Here is a 25,360-nt window from a genome sequence, read left to right as displayed (position 1 = left end):
GCGTCGCACGCATGCACGCTCGTGAAAGATCCGCCAGACCCCGCTAGACCGGCCGGGTCATGACGTCCGCGAACGCCAGGAGTGCCTCGCATGGGGACCAAGGTTTTGACCAGGCTCGATCCATTAGGACAGAGCGTCTTTCCCGTCGACCCCTGGACTGTCTCCGGCTCCGCCTCCTGCTCGCTGCCACCGCGCTACGAATCGGTGGGCGGCGCACGGAAGTTCACCCGTGACACGCTCCGCGACTGGGGCCTGGAAGGCCTCTTCGACGGCGTCGAACTGGTCGTCTCCGAGCTGGTCACCAACGCGCTGCGCCATGCGGTCCTCGCCGCCCCGCAGCTCGCCGACGACACCCCGCCGGCCCGGCTGCACCTGATGCACTGGTCCTCGCGGCTGGTGTGCGCGGTGCGCGACCCCAGCGACGATTCACCCGTCGCCGGCGAGGCGGACTTCGGCGCGGAGGGCGGTCGCGGGCTGTACCTGGTGGAGTCGTTCAGCGACAGCTGGGGCTGGCAGCCGCTCTCCGGCGCCCCGAACGGCAAGATCGTCTGGGCCCTCTTCCGGGTGCCGTAACCCCCTCCCCGGGGGCGCGCCGACGCGCCCCCGGCCGGACCGGCACGACCGCAGCACCCGCCGGGGCCACCACCACACGGGCCCCGGCGCATCTGTGCCCGGACACGACCGCGGGGCGCTCCCAGGGCGTACGAAGCTGACGGCGGACGGGCCACATGCATGACGGCTCACGGCGCGAACAAGGCCGCGCCCACGTGCTTCAGGGCGCGGACCGGCCTCGGCCCGCGCCTTCGTAAAACACCCCTGACCTGCGGCGATACGCCTCGGTCGGCGGCCCGGAAGGTCAGTCGCGGATGAGGTGGTCGAACTCCCCGTCCTTGACGCCGAGCAGCATCGCCTCGACCTCGGCCGGTGTGTAGATCAGTGCGGGCCCCGCGGGGAAACGCGAGTTCCGTACGGCGATCTCCCCGCCGGGAAGCTTCGCGAACTCCACGCAGGATCCCTGCGAATTGCTGTGACGACTCTTCTGCCAGGCGGCGCCAGGGAGATCGGTCGCGGCCATCCCGTTGTATGCGTGCGGCACAGGGCTCCCCCGGATCATGACTGACGTTCAACTACTCGGCAGCATAACCAGGTTCACATGCATATGCATGTACAGATGCACGTGCACGACGGGCGGTGCCGACACCGTTACCGCACGTCAAACACGGAAAGGCCACTCGGACCTCGCCGCCCCCGCACGCCCCACCCACCCCATCGGTTGCCGCTGGGACGTGCGCCGACCCCAACGGGTTCCCTCCACCCTCGCGGCAGCCCTCTCGCACCCCCATCCACCCCCGATCGACACAAACCCCTCACCCCGTCACACCTACCCAGCACCCTCCCGGCGATACCGGGCTACCATCGCCATATGATTACCATTTTCAATAAGATTCCCGAGGTTGCCACCGCCGCCCGCTACGCCGTCCGCCGCGCGGCCCACCGGGCCGTCACGCTCTCCGCGCACGCCCCGCGCGAGGAACGGCGCCCCGACGGCCGCGCGGCCCCTTGGTGAACGCCGGAAGACACCCCTCCCCCGGATGCACCCCTCCGCCGGACGCCGGGACCGTTCCGGTCATACTGGGCAGAACGTCCGCAGGCACCCCCGACGAAAGCGAGCGCCCCATGCTCCGGAACGCCTTCGAACCCTGGCACCTGGTACTGATCATCGTCGCCTGCGTCCTGCTCTTCGGCTCGAAGAAGCTGCCGGACATGGCCCGTGGCCTCGGCCGCTCGATGCGCATCCTGAAGTCGGAGACCAAGGCGCTCAAGGACGATCGCACCCCCGAGGCCCCCGAGCAGCCCGCCGCCACGCCCACCGCCGCTCCCCGCACGGAGGCGACCACCGCCGGGCGCTGACCCGGCCCCGGGCCGCGACCCCGCGGCCCGGCAGCCGCCGGTCCGGCTGCCCGGCGCGCCGCTCAGTGGTCCCCGCCCTCGTCGATCAGCCGCCGCACCTCGCGGTCCACCAGCCCCAGCCGGGCCTCGGCGACCAGCGGTACGGCGCGGCGCTGCCGGCGCGCCTCGGACGGGTCGACGTCGACGGTGACGAGCGCGGGCTCCCACTTGGGCTCCTGCGCCACCACCGCGCCCCGGGGGTCCACCACCCGTGAGCCGCCCCAGAAGGTCGCGCCGTGCTCGCTGCCGACCCGGTTGACGAAGACCACCCAGCACTGCAGCATCCGCGCCGTGTACGAGAGCAGGGTGTCCCAGTAGAGCCCGGTGTCCATCGCCTCCGGGTCCAGGCTCGCCGCGCTGTTCGTCGGCACGAACAGCACCTCAGCCCCGTCCTGCACCGCCAGCCACGGCAGCACCGGCTGCCATGCGTCGTTGCACACCAGCGTCGCCGCCCGCCCGCCGCCCGCCTCCTTCTCCAGGTCGTAGGCGCGCATCGACTGCCCGGGGCTGACGTGCTTGCGCTCCTCCCAGGCCAGATAGTTCGGCAGATAGAGCTTGCGGTGCGCATGCTTCAGCTCGCCCGCCGCGTAGTACGCCGAGGTGTTGTACGCCCGCAGGCTGGTGTGCTCGTGGAACCCGATCACGATGTCCGGGCCGAGCGTGCTCAGCTCCAGCAGCCGCGGATCGCGCGCCTCCATCGAGACATCCCGCTCCAGGGCGCCCAAGTGGTAGCCGTGCAGGCTCAGTTCGGGGAAGACCACCAGATCCGAGCCCTCCGCCGCGGCCCGCTCGATCTGCTCGCGGGCGACGGCGAGGTTCCCCGCCACGTCCCCCAGCAGACAGTCGGTCTGCGCCAGCGCTATTCGCATGCCACACTCCCCCTTTTTCGTCGCTTTTGAGCGCTTTATCCTGCCATTTTCGCAGAGGACGCCGCCTCCGGCGCCGGGCGCGCTCCGCGCCCTCGCCCGCCCCGGCGCGCACAACGGACACCGGCGCACCCGGCCGCTCCGTTCGAGCCGCTTCAAACCCCCGGGGAGCCCGGTCCCACCAATGAGGGAAAGAACGATCCTTCCCGTACCGGAGAAGGCCCCTGGCGCGTTGATCCGCACAGCCGTCGTCCGCGCCGGGTGGCTTCCAGCCGCAGCGCCACCGGGCCCGCAGGACGACGGTGCTGCGGTCGAGTCGTCCGGCGATGCCGACGGTCGTCTCGACCGGGCGGCCCAGGCCGAGCGGCCCGCCGGATCCGCTCGGCCGGCCGCCGAGCACGTCCCGCGCACCGGTCCCGCCGCGCACGGCCGGACCCCGCCCCTTTCCCCGCCCGCCCCGGGACCCGGAACGCGGCGACCTCACCACGCCACGCTCCGGGCCCGCGGCGAACGGCGCCCCGGCCCCCGCACCCGTACGCCCCCGGCAGCCGGCCCGCACCGCGAAGGTCACGGGACCGGCCGGCCGGCGACGCACACGGCGGCCGGGCCGCCGGGCCGTCAGCTGTTGCCCGCGCCGTTCGCGGACAGCGCCGAGATGTCGTCCAGGAGGTGCGACAGCGGCTCGTCGCCCTTGGCCTGGGTGGAGTTCTCGGCGCACTGCTGGTTCTGCGGCGAGGACAGCACGTTGATGTCCTGGGCCGTGATCGGCACCAGCAGGCCGATCAGCGAGCCGACGTTCACCTTGACCGGGACGCCGAGGCACAGGTCGTTCAGCGAGCTCTGGACCAGGCCGAGCTGGGTGCTGAGCTTGCCGTGCGTGGTGGAGTTGCCGTAGGCGGTCTGGGCACCGTTGCCGTTGACGGTGGTGGTGCCGTGTTCGTTGCCGGTCGCCATCGCCTGCGGGGCCGCCGCGGCCGAGAACCCGAGCATCGACACCGCGACAGCGGCGCCCGCCATGATCTTCTTCATCGTGCAAACCCTTCGGTACGCGGACTTCCGGTACAGAAGCCCTGTTTCAACAACCCGCCACGCCGCCCCTGGTTCCGGCTCGTCACCCGAACAGATGGCGATCCGGCGGGCGCCCGGCCGTCACCCTTCGCTCACACGCACCCCACGCCGCACCCGCCCCTCCCCCCAGCGGAAGAAGGAAGCCGTCGACCGGGCCACAGCCACCGCGCGGCAGTCCCGCCCCACGAAGTCCGCCGCCCGCCCCGGCCACGGGAACCGCGCGAGGCCGGACGACGCGGAGCGACGACTTGGAGCCCGGCATACACGAGGCCCGCGCCGTCGATTTCTCGGCGACGCGGGCCCGGTGCCGCTTCCGGCGGCATGCCCACGCGTCCGCAACCCCATCAATCCCGCGAACGCATGGGCATGCGTCCCTCCACACACCATGACCAACGAATGACCCGGGCCTGTAATGGTCACGTACGGGTAACGATGCCGGACATTCCGTCCCGGCATTTCCCGGCAACCCTTCCGTCACCCGGATTTTCCGTGCCCGGATTTCCCTCGCCCGCATTCCTCGCGTACGCACTTCCGTAATCCGTACGCGCGCCCTTCAGATATCCGTACGCATCACCACACCGGAACCCGTCCGAAGGGAGCGCGAAACGCGGGCAAAGGGAAACCCGGGCCGCCCGGAAGAAGGAGGGCCGGGCGGCCCGGGTCAGCGGGTGCCGGTCAGTGGTTGCCGGCGCCGTTGCCCGAGAGGATCGGGATGTCGTCCAGAATGTGCGACAGCGCCTCGTCACCCTTGGCCTGGGTGGAGTTCTCGGTGCACTGCTGGTTCTGCGGCGAGGACAGCACGTTGATGTCCTGGACCGTGATCGGCACGAGGCCGATCAGCGAGCCGAGGTTCAGCTTGGCGGGCAGACCGATGCAGGGCTTGTTGAGCGAACCCTGGATGAGACCGATCTGCGGGCTCATGTAGCCGTACGTCGAGGAGTTGCCGTACGCCTGCATGGCGCCGTTGCCGTTGACGGAGCTTGTGCCGTGCTGGTTGCCGATCGCCATCGCCTGCGGGGCGGCAGCGGCGGCGACACCAACGATGGACGCAGCCGCGGCTGCGGTCGCCAGAGCCTTCTTGATCATTGATTGTCCTTCGCTTTCCGGGTTGCCCGGGGCCGGGCAACGTGCCCAACTTCGGCCGTCCGGCCGAGTTGCGCTGATTCACTCAAATGAGCTGGCGTCCCGACCCGTAAAAATCTGATCGGAATCGCCTGGGAAGTGACCGCAGGAACACGGGGCATCCGGCGCCGCGGACGGAAATTCTCCGGTGCTGAGCCTTCCCGAACACATCGCCGCGCTCCGCGTACGGAATTACTTCCCGAGCGGCAGACCGCCGAGCAGCTTTCCGTCCTGGGTCGCCCCCGTGGCGCGATCCAGGATCTTCTTCGGCCCGGACTCCACCCGCTTTCCCGCCGCCACGACCGTGTCGACCAGCGGTTGGAACTGGTGACCGTCGAGCTGTTCACTGCTGAGCGCGTCGTTGATACCGCCGTTCAAGCTCATGCTCGGCATCGGCGGCTGCCCTTCCGCAAAAGCGGGAGCAGCCGCGCCGAGAGCCATGAGGGAACCGGCCAGAACGGCGGCGGACTTCGCGTACTTCACTGTGAACTGTCCCTTCTCGGGCGGTGCTTCGACGGGCGCGACATCCCGGCCGCGTGAGCATTCACTTCGCTGCTCGGATCACCGCATTCCCTCTGCCCAACGAGTCCCCGCGCGCGGGGAAACCCCCGAACATGCGTCTTTCCCGGAACGGGTACCGAAAATACGCGCGGAATTTCGCGGCCTCGGCGAATTCGGGGCGGACGCCGGTCGGCCCCGGCGCACGGAATGTGCACCGGGGCCGACCGGGACAACGCCATCCGGAAAGCTTCGGCTCAGCTGTTGATGCAGTTGTTGCCGAAGGCCGGGTTGAGCAGGCCGATGATGTCGATGGTGTTGCCGCACAGGTTGATCGGCAGGTGGATCGGCACCTGGATGTTGTTGCCGGAGATGACGCCGGGCGAGTTGGCGGCGACACCCGAGGCACCCGCGTCGGCGAACGCCGGGGTGGCGGCACCGACGGCCATCAGCGTGCCGGCGGCAACAGCGGCGATCTTGGTGAACTTCATTTCGAGCCCTTTCCTGCAGCGGATCGGGAGCGCGCACGTCCTTCGTGCCGCACGGGCGCAAACCGTCGCCCGTCACTCCGCTGCCGATATTGGTAACGAGGTCCCCCCGCCGACGAAACTCCCGCGGCGAAGTTTTCAGAAAAATCGTCCGAACGGCCTGGATCCGCCCGGCGATTGCCACGCATCAAAGCGCGGCCGCGCCGTCGAAAACACCGCGGGACATCTGTACGAGGGATTCGCCGAATACGAATTCCTACCGAGAGGGGTGGTGCTGTCCCGCCGTGTGCGTGCGGCGGGGTGCCGCCGGTCCGGTCCGCCCCGGGAGGAGAGAACCGGGAGACCGGACCGGCGGCCGGCGGCGGGATCAGCGGTTGCCGACGCCGTTCGCGGACAGCACCGGGATGTCGTCCAGAATGTGCGACAGCGGCTCGTCGCCCTTGGCCTGGGTGGAGTTCTCGGTGCACTGCTGGTTCTGCGGGCTGGACAGGACGTTGACGTCCTGAACGGTGATCGGGATGAGACCGATGAGAGAGCCGATGTTCGCCTTGAGCGGCAGCCCGACGCAGAGGTTGTTGAGGGTGCCCTGGATCAGCTCCAGCTGCGGGCTCATCTCGCCCTTGGTGGTGGAGTTGCCGTACGCGGTCTTGGAACCGTTGCCGTTGACCGTGGAGGTGCCGTCTTGGTTCCCGGTCGCCATCGCCTGGGGGGCGACGGCTGCCGAAACGCCGACGAGGGACGCGGCTACGGCCGCCGTGGCCAGGACCTTCTTGATCACGATTTACCCTTTCGAAGCGGAGTGTCCGTATCCGGAGCGTCCTGGACAACTCGCTTCGCGGGGCGCGGTTTCGCCGGTTCACCCGAATGACGCGAATCCGTAGGCAGATATCACCGCATCCGGGTGGCGTGGCCCCGCGGGCCGTGTCCCGGGGACGGCGAAGGCCGACCCGGGGACCGTGTGGTCCGGGGCCGGCCTTCGGGGCGGGCGTCCGCGGCGTACGGGCGCCTGCCGGGGGCGTCAGGCGTTGACGCAGGTGTTGCCGAACGCGGGGTTCAGCAGGCCGACGATGTTGATGGTGTTGCCGCAGACGTTGATCGGGACGGCCACCGGGACCTGGATGTTGTTGCCGGAGACGACGCCGGGGGAGCCCACGGCGACACCCTCGGCGCCGGCGCCGTGGGCGGAGGCGACACCGGCACCGCCCATGACGGCGATACCCGCGGCGGCGGACAGAACGGCGGCCTTGGAGACAAACTTCACGGCGAACCTCTTCACTGAAGCAGCTTTCGGGACTTGCGCGTACGCGTGGGCGACGCACAGCCGCGCGGAGCGACAAGCTGTTCAACGCACGAACGGCGGACGAGTGGCGCCACTTTCGGGTGAATCCGGGGCAGGAGTGTTCGCAGCGGCACACGGCGCCCGGCCTGCGCGGGCGTGCGGAGCGTGCGGCCCGGGCGTGTGGGCCGGACGGAGGCAGGTCGCACCGCGGGGCGAGCGGCCGGCGAACCGCGGGCGGACACGGCGAAACCGCTGGTCAAGCCGATTGTCAGACCCTGCTGCAAGACTCCTGGCATGAGATGGGCGGTGGCGGAGACGGGCGACGGGGGTGTGCGTCTCTGCCCGCTCACTCCGGACGGCAGACCCGCGGGGCCGGTCGTGCGGGAGCCGTCGCTCGCGGCGGCGGTGCGGGCCCGGCCCGAGGTGGAGCGGTGGGTGTGGCGCTCGACGCCCGAGCTGTACCGTGGGCTGCTGGCGGCGGGGTTGCGGGTGGAGCGGTGTTACGACGTCGAGGCGGCGGAGGCGCTGCTGATCGGGCACGAGGAGGGGCAGCGGGGGCAGCCGCGGTCGCTGGCGGCGGCGTGGGCGCGGCTGCGGGGGCTGCCGGTGCCGCCGGATGCGCCGGTGCGGGCGGCCGACACCCAGCCGTCGCTGTTCGAGCCGGGCCCGGTGCCGCTGCCGCCGGGTACGGACGAGCTGACGGCGCTGCTGGAGGTCTACGCGGGCCAGGTGGCGCGCACGGAGCGGGCGGAGCATCCGGAGCGGATGCGGTTGCTGCTGGCGTCGGAGTCGGCGGGGATGCTGGTCGCGGCGGAGATGACGTGGGCCGGGGTGCCGTGGCGGGCCGATGTGCACCGGGAGCTGCTGGACGAGCTGCTGGGCGAGCGCTTTCCCGGCGGGCTGGAGCCGCGGCGGATGGCGGAGCTGGCCGAGGAGGTGTCGCGGGCGTTCGGCGGGGCGCGGGTGCGGCCGGATCTGCCGCAGGACATCGTCCGGGCGTTCGCGGGCGCGGGCATCGCGCTGGCCTCGACGCGTAAGTGGGAGCTGCAGCGGATCGACCATCCGGCGGTGGCGCCGCTGCTGGCGTACAAGGCGCTGTACCGGCTGCACACGGCGCACGGCTGGGCGTGGTTGCAGCAGTGGGTGCACGACGGCCGGTTCCGGCCCGCGTATCTGCCGGGCGGGACGGTCTCCGGCCGCTGGACGACGAACGGCGGCGGCGCGCTCCAGGTTCCGAAGGTGGTGCGGCGGGCGGTGCGGGCCGATCCGGGGTGGCGGCTGGTGGTGGCCGACGCCGATCAGATGGAGCCGCGGGTGCTGGCGGCGATCTCGCGGGACCGCGGGCTGATGGAGGTCGCGGGCACCGGCCGGGATCTGTACGCGGATCTGGCCGCGCGGGCCTTCGGGGGCGATCGGGACCGCGCCAAGCTGGCTCTGCTGGGCGCGATCTACGGCCAGACGTCCGGGGACGGGCTGAAGCATCTGGCCGATCTGCGGCGGCGCTATCCGGCGGCGGTGGCGTACGTCGACGATGCGGCGCGGGCGGGCGAGGAGGGGCGGCTGGTGCGGACGTGGCTGGGGCGTACGTGCCCGCCCGCGTCGGTGGCGCCGCCGGAGGAGGCCGGGCTGCCGCAGGAGGAGGTGGCGGAGCCCGGGTACGGCGGGGGCGCGGCGGCGCGGGCGCGCGGCCGGTTCACCCGTAATTTCGTGGTGCAGGGCAGCGCCGCCGACTGGGCGCTGCTGGTGCTGGCCGGGCTGCGGCGGATGCTGCACGAGGCGGGGCTGCGGGCGGAGTTGGTGTTCTTCCAGCACGACGAGGTGATCGTGCACTGCCCGGCAAAGGAGGCGGAGACGGTCGCGGCGGCCGTCGCGGCGGCGGCGGATGCGGCGGGGCGGCTGACGTTCGGCCCGACGCCGGTGCGGTTCCCGTTCACGACGGCGGTGGTGGATTGCTACGCGGACGCGAAGTGAAGGGCGGGCCCGGGCGGCCGGGTGAGGGTTCGGCCGTCGGTCCACGGCCCGCACGCCGATTCGAGGACACGACCTAAAATCCCGGGGTGAGGGTTGTCCGCCGCGCGCCCGCCAGGGATGACGGGACAGCCCCAGGAGGCCGGCCGTGCCGAGGGCGGCCGACATCCGATCCGCGAAGGGACGACGCGTTGACCGACAGCGAAGGCAAGCGGGCCTCGGTCACGGACGAAGGCCCGCACGGCCGGGGCCCGGGGGCCGAGCCGTCGGGCCCGGCGGCCGGTCGGCGGAGCCCGGCGGCGGACCGGCCGGGTCCGGAGGCGGATCGCTCGGCTCCGGAGGCTGATCGCCCTGCCGCGGAGGCGCCCCCGCGCTCCCCGGACGCGGATCCGCGGGCGCCCGGGCCGGCGGCCGATCGTCCGCGGGCCGCCGCTCCGGACCGGCCGGATACCGCAGGTCAGGCGGGCGTGGCCGAGGCGCCCGCCAAGCTCAGCCCCCGGGAGCGCCGTAAGCGGATCGCGGACCGGGTGCTGGCCGAGGGGCAGGTGACCATCGAGGAGCTGGTGCAGGAGCTGGGCGTCAGCCAGATGACCGTGCACCGGGATCTGGACACGCTGGAGCACCAGGGCTGGCTGCGGAAGGTGCGCGGCGGGGCGACGGCCGCGCCGAACGCGCTCTTCGAGTCCAATGCGCGGTGGCGGGGGAACGAACAGGTCGCGGCGAAGGAGGCGATCTGCGCGGCGGCGCTGGCCATCGCGGAGCCCGGGCAGGCCGTGATCATCGACGACTCCAGTACGGCGCTGCCGCTGGCACGTGCGCTGTCCTCGCGCGGCGCGTACACCGTCATCACCAACTCCCTCCAGGTGATCAACGAGTTGGCGGAGGAGCCGGACATCCGGGTGATCGCGCTGGGCGGTGAGTATCACGCGGCGTTCAACGCCTTCCTCGGCATGTCCACCGCCGACAGCGCCCGCAGCTTCCGCGCCGATGTCGCGTTCCTGTCCACCTCGGCCGTCGACAACGGCCACTGCTACCACCAGGCGCAGGAAAACGTCCTGGTCAAGCGGGCGTTGATGGCGGCGGCGCGGCGGAAGGTGCTGCTCGTCGACCATTCGAAGTTCGGCCGTCAGGCGCTCTACGAGCTGGCGCCGCTCGCCGATTTCGATCTCGTCATCTCCGATGCGCGGCTGCCGCAGGAGGAGCAGGAGGCGTTGCACGCGCTGGGCGTGCGCTACGAGTTGGTGTCCGAGGAGACCCACCGGGCGTGACGCGGGCGGGCCTTGGCCTGCGAAAAGGGCGCCCGCCGCCGGATCTACCGGTGGCGGGCGCCCTGTGGCGTACGGGTGGCGGTCAGCTGCGGTGGCGGGCGGCGCCCACCGGGTCCTTCTTGAACGCCCAGTCCATCTTGGGCTCCATCGCGAAGCGGAAGACGCGTTGCACGGGTGGGGTGCACAGCAGGGTGATGACGGTGCCCGCGATGAGGGTCAGCACGATCGCGCCCCACGGGGTGTGCAGCCAGGCGGCGTCGTACCAGTCCCAGAAGCGGGAGCCCTTGGCGAGGAAGCCGTGCAGCAGATAGCCGTAGAGGGTGCCGGCGCCGAGGGCGGTGCACCACATCGTGCGGCCCGGGATCCAGGCGAAGAAGCAGGCGACGAGGACCAGCGAGCAGCCGAACATGGCGAGCGTCATGACGGCGCCGCTCCACCAGGGGGCGTGGAGTTCCTGCGCGGCGTCGCGGTGGTAGAACCACGCGGCGTTCATCCGCGGTGCGGCCCAGTACGCGAAGAGCAGTGCACCGGCCATGACCGGCACGGCGGCGATGCGGGCCCGGCGGTTGCGGACGAGCTTGAAGTGCTCGGCCTTGAGGTTCAGTCCGAGGACGAAGAACGGCAGGAACTGCAGGACGCGCTGGAGGTCGAGGTCGTCACCGATGTCCGGGGAGACGGAGGCGGCGACGGCGACGGCGAGCGCCAGCGGGATCGGCCAGCGGACGACCTTCCACAGCGGGGTGGTCAGCCGCCAGATGAAGAGCGCGACCAGGAACCACGTGAGGTACCAGGGGTCCAGCAGGCTGATGGGGTATCCGGGGTCGTCGTCCGCCCACCGCTTGAAGAAGGTGTACGCCGTCTCGAAGAGGATGTACGGGACGGCGACGCCGGTGATCAGCCGCTGCAGCCGATCCTTGCGCATGTCGAAACTGCGCGAGAAGTAGCCGGAGATGATGATGAACGCCGGCATGTGGAAGGCGTAGACCGTTATGTAGAGGGCGGCGGCGGCGCGGCTGCCGTCCCGGAGCGGTTCCCAGGCGTGGCCCATCGCCACCAGCACGATGGCGAGGTACTTCGCGTTGTCGAAGAACGCGTCACGCTGCTTCTTCGGCGCGGGCGCCGCGTCCTGGCGCGGGGCCGGGGACTGCCGCGGCACGGCTGCCGCGGCGGGCGGCGCGAGGGCGGTGGCGGTGGCACGGCCCGCGGCGGACTGCGGGGGCATCGGGACCCTGCGGTCACCGTGGTCGGGTATGTCGTTCGTCAAGGGCCCTCCCGGTACGAACCCAGAGGAGGGGCGGGACGAGGAATCGCGCCGGGTGCCACGAGGGAACCCATCGGCCGGATTCTGCGTCTCCATACGTATGCGGGGGGCGTGGCGGCGTCGAACATCTCAGGCACCTTAGCTCTGCCGCGCGAATCCCGTAAATCCCCGCCCTGACCGGGCCGGACAAGGGCCGGATCCGCTCCCCGGGCACGTTATGCGACAACTCCGTCGATTCCTCGCGCCGTGGCGGCGGGGGCGTCGAGGGTCGCGCCCGCGCCCCATCCGAAGATGCGCAGCGGGTCGCCGTGCGGGCCGCGCAGGCGGTGGACGGCGGCGGCCCAGCGCGGGGTGAGGCGGTCAAGGGGCGGGTTGATGCCGTCGGTGAAGCGGGCGTAGCGGACGGCGTCGCGGAGGGCGGGCGCGCCGAGGACAGCGGTGCGCAGGCGCGGGTCGAGGCGGTGGACGGTGCCCACGCAGCGGGCGCAGAAGCTCTGGACGACGAGCCGACCGTGGTGGGCGCGGTCCAGCCAGCCCCGGGCGCGCAGCAGGCGGAGGGTCTGGGCCTCGATGCCCGGGTAGCGGGTGGGGTTCTTCAACTCCAGCAGCAGCGACTGGTGGTTGCGCTCCAGACGCCGCAGATAGCGGTCGAGGGTCGGCACCCGCTCGCCCGCGAAGCGCGCGGCGAACCAGCTGCCGGCGTCGAGCCGGGCGATCTCGGCGGCGGTGAGGTCGGCCACGCGCCAGGGGGCGCGGCCGGGCAGGGCGCGTGCCGCGTCGGTGGTGCGGCGCAGCGTCGGGTCGTGGACGACGACGAGCTGTCCGTCCCGGGTGCGCTGGACGTCGTTCTCGACCCAGGTCAGCCCGGCGCGGTGGGCCGCGTCGACGGCGGCGAGGGTGTTCTCCGGTGCCTGGCGGGCCGCGCCGCGGTGCGCGATGACGAGCGGGGCGGCGACGGCGGGCGCGGGCGGCGGGCCGGGGTCGCCGGGTACGCCGAGGTCGTTGCGGGGGTGCGTCGCCGGGTACGCGGCGGGCCGGATGGCCGCGGTCCGGGCGGCGGGCCGGGTGGCCGGGGCGGTGAGGGCGGTGCCGGTGGCGAGGGCGGCGAGCAGGGTGACGGCGGCGGCGCGCCGTAGCGGTGCGTGCGGCACGGTGCCTCCAGGTCGCTCGCCCGGCGGACGGCACCGCGGCGGCCCGTCCCGCGCCGCGCCGCCGGGAGCCCGCACGGTCCCGGCGGACGGCACTCCTCGACGGTCACCCGGGGACGGGCACGGGGCGAGCCGGGGGCGGCTGTCCGGGGGCGGGGGACCCGGGTGGGGGAAGGCGGGGGCGGGCGCCTTTGCCGGGCGCGGGCCTTTGCCGGGCGGGCGCCTTCCCCGGCGCGGGCCCTTGCCCGGCGGGCGCCGTGGGCGGCGTATGCCGCGGGGTGGCGCGCGCCGGGCGAAGCCCCAGGTGGCGGGCTGTTCCGAGCGGCGGGCGGTGGGCCGGGAGCCGGGCGGCAGGCCGAGAGGCGCGCGACGGGCGACGGGCGACGAAGTCCCCTACGCGGCCGAGCCGTCCGACGGCGGCTGCGACGGCGACGGCGCCCCCGGCCCCGGCACCGGCACCGGCACCGGCCCCGCCCCCGGCTCCGGCGCCCGCCCCCAGGTCACCGGATAGCCGGCCGTCGCCTCCGGATCGACCTCTCCCGTGCGGACGAAGGCGGTCCACGCGCTCCGCAGGGCGCGGCCGAAGGCGTCCACGTCGGCCCATGGCACGTTGCCGAGCATCGGGGCGTCCCGCCACGCCGCCTCGTCGCCGAGCAGCAGCGGCAGTTCCAGGCAGTGGACGGCGCCGAACGGCGAGCCCTCGGGCGTCCAGTCCAGGTGGTAGGTGGTGACGCGGGCGCCCGCGGAGGCGGCCCAGGCGGTGAACTCCGTGATCGGGGCGGCGAAGGCGGGGCCCTCGGCGGCGCGGGCGTCGGGGCGGGTCAGGCCGAAGGCGGTCAGCTCCTCGCGGGCCCAGCCGACGAGCAGGTCGACGGCGGCGAGGCCGGTGGCGGGCGGGGTGGCGGGCACCGGGTCGGCGCCGACGACGGGGGCGAACGCCGGCGCGACGCGGCTGCCGGTGCGCTCCGCGGCGCTCTCGGCGGCGGCCGCGGAGGCGGCCAGCAGGGCGTCGGGGCCGGCGGTGAACGGGTCGTCGTCCAGCGCCGCCAGGAAGGCGGCGCCGTCCGCGTCGGCCTCGGCGGGGGTCGTCTGGGCGGGGCCGAGGACCGGGCTCTGGAGGACGGCGCGGCGCAGCAGGCCGGGAGTGTCCGGATGGCGCAGCAGCAGGGCCAGCGAGATCGCTCCGGCGGACTGTCCGGCGACGGTGACCTGCGCCGGGTCGCCGCCGTGCCGGGCGATGTTCTCGGCCACCCAGCGCAGCGCGGCCAGTTGGTCGAGGAGGCCGAGGTTGCCGGGGGCGGTGTCCTGGTGGTGGAGGAAGCCGAGCGGGCCGAGGCGGTAGTTGACGGAGACGACGACGAGGTCGCCCTCGGCGCTCAGCCGGGCCCCGTCGTACCAGTCGAGCAGGCCGGAGCCGCTGGAGAAGCCGCCGCCGTGGAGGAAGACGAGGACGGGCCGGGGCGCGGCGGGCGCGGCCGGGGCGGTGATGTTCAGGTGCAGGCAGTCCTCGTCCGGCGGCGGGTTCCGGGCGGGACCCATCACCGCTGCGAGCCGGGACGGCGGCTGCGGGCACATCGCCCCGGCCACCGGGACGTCGGCGCCCGCGGGGGTGCGGACCGGCGGCCGGAAGCGGGCGGCGGTGGCGTAGCGGAGGGGTCCGGTGCGGCGGACCGGCACGCTCCCCCGGTCGGTGGGGACGTCGACGACGCGTCCGGATGCGCTGGTCACTGCGGGTCTCCTTCGGTACGGGGACGAGGGCGGCGCGGCGCGGGCGGCCGGTGCCGCGGTGCCGGCGGCTGCGGCGCGGAGCCGGGCCCGATGCCGTGGGTCCGGATGCGGGCCGCGGCCGCCGTCCCGGTACAACGTACGGACCCCGGCGGCCGATCCCTCCGGGGGAGGCGGGACGGGGATCGGCCGCCGGGAGACAGCGGGGCAACGGGCAGGTGGCGAGGGTGAGTTGTGCGGGTCGTGCGGGTCGTGCGGGTCGTGCGGGTCGGCGTACCCGGTGAGCGCGCCTGGTGGGGCCGCCGGTGGCGCGCCCGACGTGTCCGCCCTGTGTGCCCGTCCGGCGCTCAGAGCGGCGGCAGCCCCAAAAAGCGGCGGGCGTTGCCGCCGAGGAGCGCCGCGCGCTCGGTCTCGTCCAGGAAGTCGGAGCGGTGGACGACGGCACCGACGGGGCGTTCGCCCAGCGGGTACGGGTAGTCGCTGCCGACCATCACCTGGCCGGCGCCGAGCGTGTCGACGAGGGTGCGCAGCGCCGCGGGTTCGAAGACGACCGAGTCGACGGAGAAGCGGTCGGTGTAGTGCGACGGCGGCAGCGCGGAGGTGGCGATGGCGTCGGCGCGGCGGTGCCAGGCGTTCTCCAGGCGGCCCAGCCAGAACGCGAACGAGCCGCCGCCGTGCGCGAAGCAGATCCGCAGCGTGTCGGGGACCCGGTCGAAGACGCCGCCGAGGACGAGGGCGAGCACCGAGAGGTGGGTTTCGGCGGGCATGCCGGTCAGCCACTGGGCCATCCAGCGCTCCAGCCGCGGGGAGGTCGGCATGTCCCAGGGGTGGACGAAGACGGGGGCGCCGCGGTCGGCGCAGTGCTGGAGGAAGGTGACGACGCCCGCGTCGTCGAGGTCGCGGTCGCCGACGTGGTTGCCGATCTCCACGCCGTAGTGGCCGGCTGCGAGGCAGCGGTCGAGTTCGCGGCAGGCGGCGTCGGGATCCTGCAGGGGAACCTGCGCGAAGGGCAGCAGCCGTCCGGGGGCGGGGGCGCAGATCTCCAGGGCTAGGTCGTTGAAGATCCGCGCGACCTTGACCGCCTGGTCGGCGGGGCGGGCGTACTGGAAGAAGGCCGGTGTGGGCGAGACGACCTGGGCGTCGATGCCGTCGGCTGCCATGTCGGCGAGGCGGGTGCCGGCGTCCCAGCAGTCGGCGCCGATCCGGCGGAACTCCCGGGAGCCGACCATGATCATGGCCTCGCGTTCGGAGGTGACGCGCAGCCAGGGCCAGTCGGGCGCGGGCCCGGCGGCGGTCGCCAGATCGGGCCAGCCGAGCGGGACGTAGTGGGTGTGGATGTCGATCGTGGCGGCGTCCTGGAGGGCGCCGGGGACGGGTCTGGTCACGGTGCGGTTCCGCCCTTGCCGGGGTGCAGGGTGCCGCAGGCGCGGCAGGTTCGGGCCCGGGTGTCGCCGTGGAAGGCGGCGAAGACCGGGGGGAGGTCGCGGACGATGTCGCGGACCTGGAGTTCGACGTCGTGGACGAGGGCGTGGCAGGCCGGGCAGTACCACTGGAAGCGTTCCGGGGTGCCCTCGTCCCGGACGCGTTCGACGACCAGGCCGACGGAGCCCGCCTCGGGGCGCTGCGGGGAGTGCGGGACGCCGCCGGGCAGCAGGAACATCTCGCCCTCGCGGACATCGATGCGCCGGGGCCGTCCGTCGACCATGACGTTGACGTGCATGGCGCCCTTGACCTGGTAGAACCACTCCTCGTAGGGCTCCAGGTGGTAGTCGGTGCGGGCGTTGGGCCCGCCGACGACCTGGACGATGAAGTCGCTGTTGCCGTCCCAGATCTGCCGGTTGTTCACGGGCGGCTTGAGGTCGTCGGCGTGGTCGCGCACCCACTGGGCGAAGTTGATGACCGGAGGCAGGTCCATCGTGCTCCTCGGGTTGGCGGTACGGAGGGGGAGGGCCGTGGGGCGTCACGGCCGGGCGGGCCGGTGGGCGATGCCCTGGATCTCGATGAGCAGATGGGGGTGGGGCAGTTGGTGGACGGCGACGGTGGTGCGGGTGGGGCCGCGTTCGTCGAAGTGCTCGGCCCAGACGGCGTTGTAGCCCGCGAAGTCGTTCATGTTCACCAGATACGTGGTGACCTGGACGAGGTCGTCAAGGGTGGCGCCGGCGGCGGCCAGCACCTCGCGGACGTTGGCCAGGACGGCGCGGGTCTGCTCGCGGATGTCGAGGGTGGTGGCGCCCATGTCGTCGGCGGTGGCCCCGGCGATGGTGTTGTCCGGTCTGCGGCTGCTGGTGCCGGAGAAGAACACCAGGTCACCGGCGGTTTTCAGATGCGGGAAGCGTCCGCGTGGGGTGGCCTTGCCGGGGACGACGATGCCGTCATCGGTCATGAAGGGTTCCTGTTCGTTGCGGCGGCCCGGGCCTGTCCGGCAGCGTCGGACGCCGCCACCGTGAAGGCGGCGCGGCCGAGTCCGGCGACGGTGGCCTCGATGTGGCTGCCCGGGGTGAGGGCGACGGCGGGGGTGGCGGCGCCGGCCAGCAGGACGTCTCCGGCGCGCAGCGGGTGGCCGAGGTCCCGGGCGCGGCGCAGCGCGGCGTGGACGGCGCGCAGCGGATGGCCGAGGATCGCGGCGGTGGAGCCGGTCTCGGCGATGCGGCCGTCGATCTCCAGCCGGACGCCGCGGTTGGCGAGGTCCCCGGCGTCGGCGAGGGCGGTCCAGGGCCCGAGGACGTAGCCGGCGGCGGAGGTGTTGTCGGCGACGACATCCTCCAGGGTGAAGCGGAAGTCGCGATACCGGCTGTCGATGATCTCCAGCGCCGGGGCGACGGCGTCGACGACCGCCTCCGGGTCGACGGTGTCCTCGGGCCGCACGTCGGCGGCGAGCCGGAAGGCGACCTCGGGTTCGACGCGCGGATGGACGTAGCGGTCCAGGGCGACGCGGGCGCCGTCGGGCAGGTGCATGGCGTCGGTGAGGCGGCCGAAGATGACGTCGAAGACGCCCATCTGCGCCGCCTTGGTGCGGCTGGTGAAGCCGAGTTTGACGCCGCTGGGCCGCTCGCCGCGGGCGGTGCGCCGCTCGATCAGCAGCCGCTGGACGTCGTACGCCGCAGCGAGGGTGAGCGGTGCGGCGGCGGTGAGCTGGGCCACGGGGGCGGCGCCGGTGGCCGCCCCGTCCAGCACCGCGGCGGCCTCCGCGAGGTCCCAACCGGCCTCGGTCACAACGGAGTTCATACCGGCTTCTGTTGCAGCGGAGTTCATACCGGATCGTCTTCCTTCCGGGCGGCGGGGGCGGTCATGCCGTGCTCCCGTTGGCGGCGTGGGTGGCGTGGGTGACGTCTCCCCGTACGAAGTCCGCGTGGACCTCCCCGAGCCCGTCCAGGCGGGCGCGGAAGACGCCCGGCCCGGTGACCGGGACCATCGGGCCGAGCGCGCCGGAGAGGACGAGGTCACCGGCGCGCAGCGGGTCGCCGCGGCGGGCGGCCTCGCGGGCGAGCCAGGCGACGGCGGCCACCGGGGTGCCCAGGCAGGCGGCGCCGGAGCCGGTGGAGACGGTCTCGCCGCGGTGGTCGAGGGCCATGCCGAGGCCCGGCAGATCGACCGCGGCGAGCGGGCGCGGGGTCGTGCCGAGGACGACGGCGCCGCTGGAGGCGTTGTCGGCGACGGTGTCGGTGATCCGGATGTCCCAGCCGGCGATCCGCGAGTCGGCGATCTCCAGCGCGGGCAGCAGGAAGTCGGTCGCCGCGATCACCTCCGCGGCGGTCACCGACGGCCAGTCCAGGTCCTTGCCGAGGACGAACGCGATCTCCGCCTCGATCCGCGGCTGGAGGAAACGTCCCAGGTCGAGCGGCTCCCGGTCGGTGTGGACCATCGCGCCGAGGAGGACGCCGTGGTCGGGCGCGAAGACCCCGAACTGCCGCTGCACGGCCGGTGAGGTCAGCCCGATCTTGTGCCCGACCCGCCGCGCCCCGTCCGCGAGCCGCCCGTCCAGCACCGCCCGCTGCACCGCGTACGCCGCGTCCTGGTCCCACCCGCCGATCAGCTCCCGTACGGGCGCACAGGGCACACCGGTCGCGGCGGCCCGCCGCAGCCGTTCCGCCGCCTCCGCGATCTGCGCGCCGGTGGCCCGTTCGGCAATCAACTCACCGCAGTATGCGTCCCGTTGAAGGATCCCGCCGCTCACAGCTGCACGCACACATTCGTCGGCTCGGTGTAGAAGTGGAGGGAGTGCGTCCCGCCCTCGCGGCCGATGCCGGAGAGGCCGGTGCCGCCGAAGGGCGAGCGCAGATCGCGCAGATACCAGGTGTTGACCCAGGCCATCCCGGTCCGCATCCGCTGCGCGACGCGGTGGCCGCGCTCCAGGTCCCGGGTCCAGACGCAGGACGCCAGCCCGTACGGCGTGTCGTTGGCCAGCCGGACGGCCTCCTCCTCGGTGTCGAACGGGATGAGCCCGGCGACCGGCCCGAAGATCTCCTCGCGCATGGTGCGCGAGGTGTGATCGAGCCCCGCCCACAGCGTCGGCTCGATCCACGCGCCGCCGTCCAGATCCGCGCCCATCTCGGGCACGCCGCCGCCGGCCAGCACCTGCGCGCCCTCGCTGCGGGCGAGTTCGAGGTGGCCGAGGACCTTCTTGCGGTGGCCCTGGGAGATCAGCGGTCCGGTGGTGGTCGCCGGGTCCTCAGGGCGGCCCGGGCGCAGCTCACGGGCGCGCTGCGCGAGGCCCGCGGCGATCTCGTCGAAGAGCGGCCGCTGGACGTAGACGCGCTCGGTGCACAGGCAGACCTGCCCGGTGTTGGTGAACACCGACCTGGCCAGCCCGTCCACCGTCCGCGCCACGTCCGCGTCGTCGAAGACCAGCGCGGCGTTCTTGCCGCCCAGTTCGAACGAGACGGGCCGCACGCCCGGCGCCGCCGCCCGCATGATCGCCGTACCGGTGGCGGACTCGCCGGTGAACGTCACCCCGTCCACGTCCGGGTGGCCGGCGAGGAAGGCGCCCGCGGAGTCCGGGCCGAAGCCGTGCACGACATTGCAGACGCCGTCCGGCAGCCCGGCCTCCTTGAGGATCTCCGCCAGCAGCGTCGCGGAGGAGGGCGTCAGCTCCGACGGCTTGACGACGACGGCGTTGCCGCAGGCCAGGGCCGGTGCGAGCTTCCAGGTGAGGAGGAGCAGCGGGAGGTTCCACGGCACGATCACGGCCACGACGCCGAGCGGCCGGCGCACCGCGTAGTTCAGCGCCGTGCGCCCGCCGGGCAGTTCGGTGAGGAAGGAGTCGAGGCCCGCGGCGGAGACGGTGTCGGCGAACGCCCGGAAGTTCGCGGCGGCGCGGGCCACGTCCAGGTCCCGGGCCATCGCCAGCGGCTTGCCGGTGTCGGCGACCTCGGCGGCGACCAGTTCGTCGGCGCGCCGGTCGATGACGTCGGCGATCCGCCGCATCAGCTCGGCGCGCTCGGGGACGGTGGTGTCGCCCCAGGGGCCGGACAGGGCGCGGCGGGCGGCTTGGACGGCGACGTCGACGAGGACCTCGTCCGCCTCGTGCACCGTGCCGACGAGCGTGCCGTCCACCGGGCTGAACCGGTCGAAGGAGCGCACGCCGTCCACGTAGGCGCCGGCCACGAAATTGCGGATCTCCCGCACGGGGAGCGAAGTGCTGCGGCTCATGACGCCGAGGCTAGGGAGCCCAGCCATGCCTGAATAATGCTCTTTGCGTTCCCCGCGATACCTCTACGGGCATACCGTGACCCCATGGAGAGCGAGAGGCTGCTCGACGGCCGCCTGAAACTGCGCCACCTCACCCTCGTCACCGCCATCGCCGACCAGGGCAGCGTCATCCGCGCCGCCCAGGAACTGCACATCACCCAGCCCGTCGTCACCCGCGCCCTGCACGAGCTGGAGACGATCCTCGGGGTCCCGCTGTTCGAACGGCATCACCGCGGGGTGACGCCGACGCTGTACGGGGAGTCGTTCGTCGGCCACGCCCGCGCGGTCCTGGCCCAGCTGCGGCAGGCCGGCGCGGAGCTGGGCCATCTCGCCGCCGGCCACCTCGGATCGGTCACCGTCGGCGTCCATCTGGCCGGGTCCAACCTGCTGCTGCCGCGGGCGATGGCGGCGCTGAAGCGGGCGCATCCGGCGGTCACCGTCGTCGTCCGCGAGGCCACGCCGGACACGCTGCGCGCCGGGGTCCTCTCCGGGGAGATCGATCTGATCGTCGGCCGCCTCTCGGGACAGCCGCCGCGCCGCCTCACCCAGGAGCAGCTGTACCGCGAGCCGGTCCGCCTCACCGCCCGCACCGATCACCCCGTGCACCGCCTGCGCCATCCGTCCCTCGCCGAGCTGCGCCGCTACCCGTGGGTGCTGCCCGTCGACCGGACCGCGCTCCGCGCCGAACTGGAGGAGCTGTTCACCCACGCCGACGTGGAACTCCCCGACGACCGCGTCGAGTGCACCTCCATGCCCACTCTCCGCCACTTCCTCCTGGCCACCGACGCCCTCGCCGTCCTCCCCCTCCTCCTCGCCACCCAGGACCCGGACCTCCGCCTCATCGACACGCCCCTGAAATCCATCAGCCAGGCCGTCGGCCTCACCCGCCCCGCCGACCGGCCGCTCTCCCCCGCGGCGGACACCCTGCGGACGTATCTGCGGCAGGAGGCGCGGGGGCTGGCGCGGTTGGTGGAGTAGGGGCCGTCCCTCACCCGTACGCCACCGGAGCAGGCCGACTGCCGGTGGCCCGCCCTACGATCCGTCCATGGGGATTCAGCGGATGGACAACGTCGGCATCGTCGTCGACGACATGGAGGACGCCAAGGCGTTCTTCATCGAACTGGGCCTGGAGCTGGAGGGCACGGCTCCGATCGAGGGCCCCTGGGTGGACCGGATCCTCGGCCTCCCCGATGTCCGTACCGAGATCGCGATGCTGCGCACCCCGGACGGCCACAGCCGCCTCGAACTGACCGCCTTCCACCACCCCGCGCCCGTCACCCCCGCCCCGGCGCCCCCGCCGCCCCACACCCTGGGCTTCTGCCGTCTGATGTTCGCCGTCGACGACATCAAGGACACGGTGGCCCGGCTGCACACCCACGGCGGCGAACTCCTCGGCGAGATCACTCGGTTCCAGGACGCCTATCTGCTCTGCTACCTGCGGGGACCCGGCGGCGTGATCATCGCGCTGGCGGAGGCGCTGGGGTGAGGTCCGGGTAGTGAGTCCCGGGGCCGTCCGGGGCGGTGTGAGTCAGGCCGCCGGGCGACCTGACTCACCGATCCCGGTCAGCCCGTACGCTTGCCGCGGTATCCCACCGGGCCTTCACCGGGGAACTGAGCGGTTCCCTGGAAGTTGCTGCCGTTGTCGAAGAAGGTCACCGATCCCTTCCCCGCATCGCCGCTCCAGGTGACCGTCGTCCCCGTCGCGGGAGCGCCGCTCTCGGGAACGACCTGATTGCGGTTGACGATGCTGAGCTTGAGCGGCGCGTCCGGCTGCCAGCCGCCGCCACCCGTGGAGATCTCCGTGCTGTACGTGGCCATGAGCTCCTCCTTGCTCTGCGGAAGATCGGGCGCCTGTCACGCCCCCTGCCCATGACGTTCGCCGTTCCCCAACGCCCGCAATCCCGTGGTGAGTTGATTGCCATGGCAAACCACACCCGGGAGGGATTCGCGCCGCGCACCTGGAGAGACGGGTTGACGAACGCCTCAACTCTCCGCACCCACCTCATTCCGAACGCAAAGCCCCACTCGCCCAGGACGAGCGCTCCCACCACAGATGCATGCCCCGAACGACACACCCCGGCAACCCGCCGCCGTCTCAGCCACCCGCTCCCGTACCCCACCGCCGCTCCAGCCGCTCGCGCGCGAACTCGCGTACCACGGCCGGCAGTTCCGCCACCTCCAGCAACGACGGCAACAGCTCCGCCTCCGTCATCACCGCGCGGAACGCGTACGCGACGCTCACCCCGTGCGCGGGCCGGTCCAGGACCGCCACCGGGTCACCGGCCCGGATCTCCCCCGGCGTGATCACCCGCAGATACGCACCCGGCAGCGCGGCCCGCGTGAACTGCCGGTTCCAGCCGCTCCGCGCCATCCACCCCTGGAACGTCCCGCACGGAATCCGCGGGCACGACACCTCCAGCACCACTTCCGCGCCGATCCGCCACCGCTCCCCGATCACCGCGCCGTTGACGTCGACCCCCACGGTGGTGAGGTTCTCCCCGAAGACCCCGTTGGTCAGCGTCCGGCCCAGCTCCCGCTGCCAGCCGTCCAGATCCTCCCGCGCATACGCGTATACGGCCTGGTCGGCGCCGCCGTGGTTCTCCACGTCGTACACCCGGTCCCCGGCGAGCCCGACCTCACCCGTCCCCTCCGAACCGGGCGCGGCCACCGCCACCGCCCCTGCCACCGGCCGCTTGTCGATCCCCGTCCACCCGCCCGTCTCCCGCCTGCTCTTCCACGGATTGGGGCGGGGCCTGCCTACGTTGACGGAAAGCAGTTTCATGGGCGCGACGGTACGGCGGCGGCCCGGCGCGAACCAGCGATTTCCCGGGGCCCGGCCGCACCCTCCCCCGGCCGCGCGGCCACCCGGCAGGCGAGTCCGCCCACAGCTCCTGGCGTCCGCACACGTCCCGTCAGCCGGTGACTCCTCGGGGGTGCGGACCGGGCCGCTCCGCCGCCTCCTTGACCCGCAGCAGGCGGGTCTCCCAGGAGCGGCCGATCCGGTCCAGCTCCCCGGCCAGCGCGCCGAGCCGGGCGCCGACGGCCAGGTGGACGACCTCCCGCCCGCGCTGCTCGGACTCGACCAGCCCGACCTCGCGCAGTACCTCCAGATGCTTGCCGATCGCCTGCCGGCTTATCGGCAACACCCTGGCCAGCGCGGACGCCGACAGGGGGCCCTCGCCGAGCCGGGTGAGGATCTCCCAGCGCGTCGGATCGCCGAGCGCGGCACACAGGGCGGGAAGGGCCGCGGTCACGGGCGCTCCCCCGGGCCCGGCGCGGGCTTCTCGGCGAACGCCTTCGCGGCCGCCAGCTCGGTGAGCCACCCCTTGTCGTTGCCCTCACGCTCCTTCAGCCACGCGGCCGGGTCATCGGCGAGACCGGAGAACCCGCTCTCGACGACGCGCAGCGTCACCCCGCCGGCGTCCCGCTCGTCGATCCAGAACTCGACGAGGGTCGAGGGCGCCGACTCGTTCCGGTACGGGGTGCCGATCCAGCGGAACGCCGCGTAGCGCGGCTTGTCCAGCTCCACCGTCCGGAACCGGAACTCGCCCAGCGAGGGATGGCGCACGACGGCCACCTCGCCTTCGTAGCTCGGCTCCGGGGCGTCCTCGACCCCGCCGTCGTTGATGTACCAACCCGGGCGCGCGATCAGCTCCCAGACCCGCTCCGCCGGGGCGTCGATGTCGATCTGCCGGGCGATCCGGTCCAGCTCGGCAAGCTCGGCGTCGGTGGCGCCGGCCGTGTCAGCGGTGATGTCGTCCATGACGTCCTCCTCGGGCATGCGTTCCCGCGAATCCATCTGCAACTCAACGATTGCATGCGGGAGCCTCACCCGCAACCCAATGGTTGCGGCTCGGGGTCACATCCCGAGCACGGCCCGCATCAGCGCCCGCCGGCGCGCCCACTGCCACTCGGCGCTCGCCGCCAGCTTCCGCTCGTACGCCACGAGGCACGGCGGCAGCAGCAGCCCCTCGGCCGGGGCCGGGCGCCGGGATCGCGGCGGCCGGATCGGCTCCACCCGGAACGCCTCCGGATCGGCCGGCCGGCCCCCGCCCTTCGCTCCACGCCGTCCGGGCGACGGCCACCACATCACGACGGCGAGCGGGACCAACGGTGCGAGCGGCGCCCAGGGGAGCACGTGCTCGTATGCCTGGACGAGGGATTCCCACATGTCATCAACTCCTGATCGTCGAGGGTCACGCGAGCGAGTCGACCGCGCTGCCACTGAGCCTCCGAAGGATCTCACTGCGTAGCGAATCCCTCACGGAGCGAGACTATGAGGGTGGGCCGACCCGGGGTGCGAAATGACGCCACCGGCACCACAGGGGAGTTGGCGCACGAGCGACCGGATGCTCAGGTGCAGGCGGGGAGCAGGCCGAGCAGTGTTCGGCGCAGTTGCTCGGGGGTGAGCCGGTGCGGGGCCGCCGCGGTCAGCTGGTTGAGGAGGAGGCCGTCCAGCAGCGCCACGAACGCGTTCGCCTGCGCCGCCGCGTCGGCCGCACCCGCGGCGGCGAGCAGCTTCTCGGCCACGGCCCGGTGGCGGCTGCCCGCGCGGTGGAGGGCGGCGCGCAGTTCGGGGCGGCGGGGCGCCTCCAGGGCCAGCTCGTAGCGGGCGAGCATGCGTTCGCGCCCCGCGGTGGTCCAGTGCTCGATGAGGCCCGCCGCGGCCTCGGCGATCTCGGCGATGCTCGCGGGCCCGGTGAGGGCGGGGCGCTCGTCGATCTCGGCGATGTCCAGTTCGGCCAGCCGCTCGACGGCGCCCTCCAGGAGCTGTTGGCGCGTGCGGAAGTAGTACGAGCACGAGCCCGGGGGGACTTCCGCGGCCTTGTCGACCGCGCGGTGGGTGAGTCCGCGCATGCCGGAATCGGCCAGGGTGGCGATCGCCGCGTCGGTCAGCCGTTGCCGCCGGTCCATGGTGCGCGTCACGTACTTCCCTCTCGTCGCCGCGACGCCTCCACCCGGACGCCTTCCTCTACAAGTGTAGAGTGAGCGAAATCCACTACAGGTGTAGAGGGGTGCAGAGGGGGTTCC

General features: G+C 73.0%; 30 protein-coding genes. 7 read left to right on the top strand and 23 right to left on the bottom strand.

The window, feature by feature from the left end; genetic code table 11:
* Positions 1 to 90: 90 nt before the first annotated feature.
* Positions 91 to 573 (top strand): ATP-binding protein, encoded by a 483-nt coding sequence (locus ABT345_RS14165; RefSeq protein ID WP_345077509.1) that lies wholly within the window; start codon positions 91 to 93, stop codon positions 571 to 573.
* 283 nt (positions 574 to 856) lie between these two features.
* Here the strand turns inward: ABT345_RS14165 and ABT345_RS14160 are convergent, their stop codons facing one another.
* Positions 857 to 1,096: a DUF397 domain-containing protein gene (locus ABT345_RS14160; RefSeq protein ID WP_345077512.1), complete on the bottom strand. Its 240-nt coding sequence runs from the start codon at positions 1,094 to 1,096 to the stop codon at positions 857 to 859.
* Between the two features lie 327 nt (positions 1,097 to 1,423).
* On the opposite strand from ABT345_RS14160, the gene ABT345_RS14155 reads away from it, so the two are divergent.
* Both ABT345_RS14155 and tatA read left to right on the top strand, forming a co-directional pair.
* Entirely contained in the window at positions 1,424 to 1,567 is a 144-nt protein-coding gene (locus ABT345_RS14155) for a hypothetical protein (protein ID WP_345077515.1), read from the top strand.
* Positions 1,568 to 1,677: 110 nt separating this feature from the next.
* Entirely contained in the window at positions 1,678 to 1,911 is a 234-nt protein-coding gene (gene tatA / locus ABT345_RS14150; protein ID WP_345077518.1) for a Sec-independent protein translocase subunit TatA, read from the top strand.
* Positions 1,912 to 1,973: 62 nt separating this feature from the next.
* Here tatA and ABT345_RS14145 read toward each other — a convergent pair whose 3' ends face one another.
* The 7 genes from ABT345_RS14145 to ABT345_RS14115 all read right to left on the bottom strand — a co-directional run bounded on the left by ABT345_RS14145 (position 1,974) and on the right by ABT345_RS14115 (position 7,253).
* Positions 1,974 to 2,819 carry a nitrilase-related carbon-nitrogen hydrolase gene (locus tag ABT345_RS14145; protein ID WP_345077521.1) on the bottom strand — a complete coding sequence of 282 codons (846 nt, stop codon included), beginning with the start codon at positions 2,817 to 2,819 and terminating at the stop codon, positions 1,974 to 1,976.
* 615 nt (positions 2,820 to 3,434) lie between these two features.
* Positions 3,435 to 3,845 (bottom strand): rodlin, encoded by a 411-nt coding sequence (locus ABT345_RS14140; protein WP_345077524.1) that lies wholly within the window; start codon positions 3,843 to 3,845, stop codon positions 3,435 to 3,437.
* 714 nt (positions 3,846 to 4,559) lie between these two features.
* A complete protein-coding gene (locus ABT345_RS14135) occupies positions 4,560 to 4,970 on the bottom strand; it encodes a rodlin (protein WP_345077527.1) in 411 nt (136 codons plus the stop codon).
* A gap of 228 nt (positions 4,971 to 5,198) precedes the next feature.
* On the bottom strand, positions 5,199 to 5,489 hold the full coding sequence (locus ABT345_RS14130) for a hypothetical protein (RefSeq protein WP_345077530.1): 291 nt from the start codon (positions 5,487 to 5,489) through the stop codon (positions 5,199 to 5,201).
* Between the two features lie 272 nt (positions 5,490 to 5,761).
* Positions 5,762 to 5,995: a chaplin gene (locus ABT345_RS14125; RefSeq protein ID WP_345077533.1), complete on the bottom strand. Its 234-nt coding sequence runs from the start codon at positions 5,993 to 5,995 to the stop codon at positions 5,762 to 5,764.
* Between the two features lie 364 nt (positions 5,996 to 6,359).
* Positions 6,360 to 6,770 (bottom strand): rodlin, encoded by a 411-nt coding sequence (locus ABT345_RS14120; RefSeq protein ID WP_345077536.1) that lies wholly within the window; start codon positions 6,768 to 6,770, stop codon positions 6,360 to 6,362.
* A gap of 240 nt (positions 6,771 to 7,010) precedes the next feature.
* The gene (locus ABT345_RS14115) at positions 7,011 to 7,253 is read right to left on the bottom strand and encodes a chaplin (RefSeq protein ID WP_345077539.1); all 243 of its coding nucleotides are present in this window, start codon (positions 7,251 to 7,253) and stop codon (positions 7,011 to 7,013) included.
* Positions 7,254 to 7,565: 312 nt separating this feature from the next.
* Here ABT345_RS14115 and ABT345_RS14110 point away from each other — a divergent pair, with 312 nt between their 5' ends.
* Both ABT345_RS14110 and ABT345_RS14105 read left to right on the top strand, forming a co-directional pair.
* Positions 7,566 to 9,242, top strand: a complete 1,677-nt coding sequence (locus ABT345_RS14110) for a bifunctional 3'-5' exonuclease/DNA polymerase (protein ID WP_345077542.1) — start codon at positions 7,566 to 7,568, stop codon at positions 9,240 to 9,242.
* A gap of 464 nt (positions 9,243 to 9,706) precedes the next feature.
* Positions 9,707 to 10,507: a DeoR/GlpR family DNA-binding transcription regulator gene (locus ABT345_RS14105; RefSeq protein ID WP_345077545.1), complete on the top strand. Its 801-nt coding sequence runs from the start codon at positions 9,707 to 9,709 to the stop codon at positions 10,505 to 10,507.
* An 82-nt stretch (positions 10,508 to 10,589) separates the two neighbouring features.
* On the opposite strand, the gene ABT345_RS14100 is transcribed toward ABT345_RS14105, so the two are convergent.
* From ABT345_RS14100 to ABT345_RS14060, 9 genes are all read right to left on the bottom strand, one after another.
* A complete protein-coding gene (locus ABT345_RS14100; protein ID WP_345077548.1) occupies positions 10,590 to 11,771 on the bottom strand; it encodes an acyltransferase family protein in 1,182 nt (393 codons plus the stop codon).
* A gap of 212 nt (positions 11,772 to 11,983) precedes the next feature.
* Positions 11,984 to 12,919, bottom strand: a complete 936-nt coding sequence (locus tag ABT345_RS14095; RefSeq protein WP_345077551.1) for a glycerophosphodiester phosphodiesterase — start codon at positions 12,917 to 12,919, stop codon at positions 11,984 to 11,986.
* Between the two features lie 390 nt (positions 12,920 to 13,309).
* Positions 13,310 to 14,644: a carboxylesterase family protein gene (locus ABT345_RS14090; protein ID WP_345077554.1), complete on the bottom strand. Its 1,335-nt coding sequence runs from the start codon at positions 14,642 to 14,644 to the stop codon at positions 13,310 to 13,312.
* Between the two features lie 344 nt (positions 14,645 to 14,988).
* On the bottom strand, positions 14,989 to 16,026 hold the full coding sequence (locus tag ABT345_RS14085) for an amidohydrolase family protein (RefSeq protein ID WP_345077557.1): 1,038 nt from the start codon (positions 16,024 to 16,026) through the stop codon (positions 14,989 to 14,991).
* Positions 16,023 to 16,556: a 3-hydroxyanthranilate 3,4-dioxygenase gene (locus ABT345_RS14080; RefSeq protein ID WP_345077560.1), complete on the bottom strand. Its 534-nt coding sequence runs from the start codon at positions 16,554 to 16,556 to the stop codon at positions 16,023 to 16,025. The genes ABT345_RS14085 and ABT345_RS14080 overlap by 4 nt, the downstream gene beginning before the upstream one ends.
* Before the next feature lie 45 nt (positions 16,557 to 16,601).
* A complete protein-coding gene (locus ABT345_RS14075) occupies positions 16,602 to 17,024 on the bottom strand; it encodes a RidA family protein (RefSeq protein WP_345077563.1) in 423 nt (140 codons plus the stop codon).
* Entirely contained in the window at positions 17,021 to 17,866 is an 846-nt protein-coding gene (locus ABT345_RS14070; RefSeq protein WP_345077566.1) for a 2-keto-4-pentenoate hydratase, read from the bottom strand. The genes ABT345_RS14075 and ABT345_RS14070 overlap by 4 nt, the downstream gene beginning before the upstream one ends.
* 61 nt (positions 17,867 to 17,927) lie before the next feature.
* Positions 17,928 to 18,773, bottom strand: coding sequence for a 2-keto-4-pentenoate hydratase (locus ABT345_RS14065; protein ID WP_345077569.1), 846 nt, complete (start codon positions 18,771 to 18,773; stop codon positions 17,928 to 17,930).
* 38 nt (positions 18,774 to 18,811) lie between these two features.
* Positions 18,812 to 20,290 carry a 2-hydroxymuconic semialdehyde dehydrogenase gene (locus ABT345_RS14060; RefSeq protein WP_345077572.1) on the bottom strand — a complete coding sequence of 493 codons (1,479 nt, stop codon included), beginning with the start codon at positions 20,288 to 20,290 and terminating at the stop codon, positions 18,812 to 18,814.
* Positions 20,291 to 20,374: 84 nt separating this feature from the next.
* Between ABT345_RS14060 and ABT345_RS14055 the strand changes: the two genes are divergently transcribed.
* A complete protein-coding gene (locus ABT345_RS14055) occupies positions 20,375 to 21,307 on the top strand; it encodes a LysR substrate-binding domain-containing protein (protein ID WP_345077575.1) in 933 nt (310 codons plus the stop codon).
* 67 nt (positions 21,308 to 21,374) lie between these two features.
* The gene (locus ABT345_RS14050; protein ID WP_345077578.1) at positions 21,375 to 21,815 is read left to right on the top strand and encodes a VOC family protein; all 441 of its coding nucleotides are present in this window, start codon (positions 21,375 to 21,377) and stop codon (positions 21,813 to 21,815) included.
* Positions 21,816 to 21,892: 77 nt separating this feature from the next.
* Here the strand turns inward: ABT345_RS14050 and ABT345_RS14045 are convergent, their stop codons facing one another.
* The 6 genes from ABT345_RS14045 to ABT345_RS14020 form a co-directional block, all read right to left on the bottom strand.
* The gene (locus ABT345_RS14045) at positions 21,893 to 22,147 is read right to left on the bottom strand and encodes a hypothetical protein (protein ID WP_345077581.1); all 255 of its coding nucleotides are present in this window, start codon (positions 22,145 to 22,147) and stop codon (positions 21,893 to 21,895) included.
* Between the two features lie 277 nt (positions 22,148 to 22,424).
* Positions 22,425 to 23,111 (bottom strand): MOSC domain-containing protein, encoded by a 687-nt coding sequence (locus tag ABT345_RS14040; protein ID WP_345077584.1) that lies wholly within the window; start codon positions 23,109 to 23,111, stop codon positions 22,425 to 22,427.
* 130 nt (positions 23,112 to 23,241) lie between these two features.
* On the bottom strand, positions 23,242 to 23,583 hold the full coding sequence (locus ABT345_RS14035) for an ArsR/SmtB family transcription factor (RefSeq protein ID WP_345077587.1): 342 nt from the start codon (positions 23,581 to 23,583) through the stop codon (positions 23,242 to 23,244).
* Complete coding sequence (locus ABT345_RS14030) at positions 23,580 to 24,092, bottom strand: SRPBCC family protein (RefSeq protein WP_345077590.1); 513 nt, start codon at positions 24,090 to 24,092, stop codon at positions 23,580 to 23,582. The genes ABT345_RS14035 and ABT345_RS14030 overlap by 4 nt, the downstream gene beginning before the upstream one ends.
* A gap of 96 nt (positions 24,093 to 24,188) precedes the next feature.
* A complete protein-coding gene (locus ABT345_RS14025) occupies positions 24,189 to 24,500 on the bottom strand; it encodes a hypothetical protein (protein WP_345077593.1) in 312 nt (103 codons plus the stop codon).
* Positions 24,501 to 24,682: 182 nt separating this feature from the next.
* The gene (locus ABT345_RS14020) at positions 24,683 to 25,255 is read right to left on the bottom strand and encodes a TetR/AcrR family transcriptional regulator (RefSeq protein ID WP_345077596.1); all 573 of its coding nucleotides are present in this window, start codon (positions 25,253 to 25,255) and stop codon (positions 24,683 to 24,685) included.
* Between the last annotated feature and the right edge of the window lie 105 nt (positions 25,256 to 25,360).

It is taken from the genome of Streptomyces sp. NPDC000404 (assembly GCF_040300365.1).
In the GTDB taxonomy this organism is placed as follows: domain Bacteria; phylum Actinomycetota; class Actinomycetes; order Streptomycetales; family Streptomycetaceae; genus Streptomyces; species Streptomyces ramulosus.
Note: the sequence above shows the minus strand (reverse complement) of the source record. Positions and strands in the feature narration are given on the sequence as shown.

Excerpts from the sequence above, each read along its gene's own strand:
- ABT345_RS14075 (WP_345077563.1), bottom strand. The coding sequence starts at position 17,024 with ATGACCGATGACGGCATCGTCGTCCCCGGCAAGGCCACCCCACGCGGA.
- ABT345_RS14025 (WP_345077593.1), bottom strand. The coding sequence starts at position 24,500 with ATGTGGGAATCCCTCGTCCAGGCATACGAGCACGTGCTCCCCTGGGCG.
- ABT345_RS14165 (WP_345077509.1), top strand. The coding sequence starts at position 91 with ATGGGGACCAAGGTTTTGACCAGGCTCGATCCATTAGGACAGAGCGTC.
- ABT345_RS14140 (WP_345077524.1), bottom strand. The coding sequence starts at position 3,845 with ATGAAGAAGATCATGGCGGGCGCCGCTGTCGCGGTGTCGATGCTCGGG.
- ABT345_RS14145 (WP_345077521.1), bottom strand. The coding sequence starts at position 2,819 with ATGCGAATAGCGCTGGCGCAGACCGACTGTCTGCTGGGGGACGTGGCG.
- ABT345_RS14080 (WP_345077560.1), bottom strand. The coding sequence starts at position 16,556 with ATGGACCTGCCTCCGGTCATCAACTTCGCCCAGTGGGTGCGCGACCAC.
- ABT345_RS14070 (WP_345077566.1), bottom strand. The coding sequence starts at position 17,866 with ATGAACTCCGTTGTGACCGAGGCCGGTTGGGACCTCGCGGAGGCCGCC.
- ABT345_RS14110 (WP_345077542.1), top strand. The coding sequence starts at position 7,566 with ATGAGATGGGCGGTGGCGGAGACGGGCGACGGGGGTGTGCGTCTCTGC.
- ABT345_RS14155 (WP_345077515.1), top strand. The coding sequence starts at position 1,424 with ATGATTACCATTTTCAATAAGATTCCCGAGGTTGCCACCGCCGCCCGC.
- ABT345_RS14055 (WP_345077575.1), top strand. The coding sequence starts at position 20,375 with ATGGAGAGCGAGAGGCTGCTCGACGGCCGCCTGAAACTGCGCCACCTC.
- tatA (WP_345077518.1), top strand. The coding sequence starts at position 1,678 with ATGCTCCGGAACGCCTTCGAACCCTGGCACCTGGTACTGATCATCGTC.
- ABT345_RS14045 (WP_345077581.1), bottom strand. The coding sequence starts at position 22,147 with ATGGCCACGTACAGCACGGAGATCTCCACGGGTGGCGGCGGCTGGCAG.
- ABT345_RS14050 (WP_345077578.1), top strand. The coding sequence starts at position 21,375 with ATGGGGATTCAGCGGATGGACAACGTCGGCATCGTCGTCGACGACATG.
- ABT345_RS14135 (WP_345077527.1), bottom strand. The coding sequence starts at position 4,970 with ATGATCAAGAAGGCTCTGGCGACCGCAGCCGCGGCTGCGTCCATCGTT.
- ABT345_RS14030 (WP_345077590.1), bottom strand. The coding sequence starts at position 24,092 with ATGGACGACATCACCGCTGACACGGCCGGCGCCACCGACGCCGAGCTT.
- ABT345_RS14125 (WP_345077533.1), bottom strand. The coding sequence starts at position 5,995 with ATGAAGTTCACCAAGATCGCCGCTGTTGCCGCCGGCACGCTGATGGCC.
- ABT345_RS14060 (WP_345077572.1), bottom strand. The coding sequence starts at position 20,290 with ATGAGCCGCAGCACTTCGCTCCCCGTGCGGGAGATCCGCAATTTCGTG.
- ABT345_RS14040 (WP_345077584.1), bottom strand. The coding sequence starts at position 23,111 with ATGAAACTGCTTTCCGTCAACGTAGGCAGGCCCCGCCCCAATCCGTGG.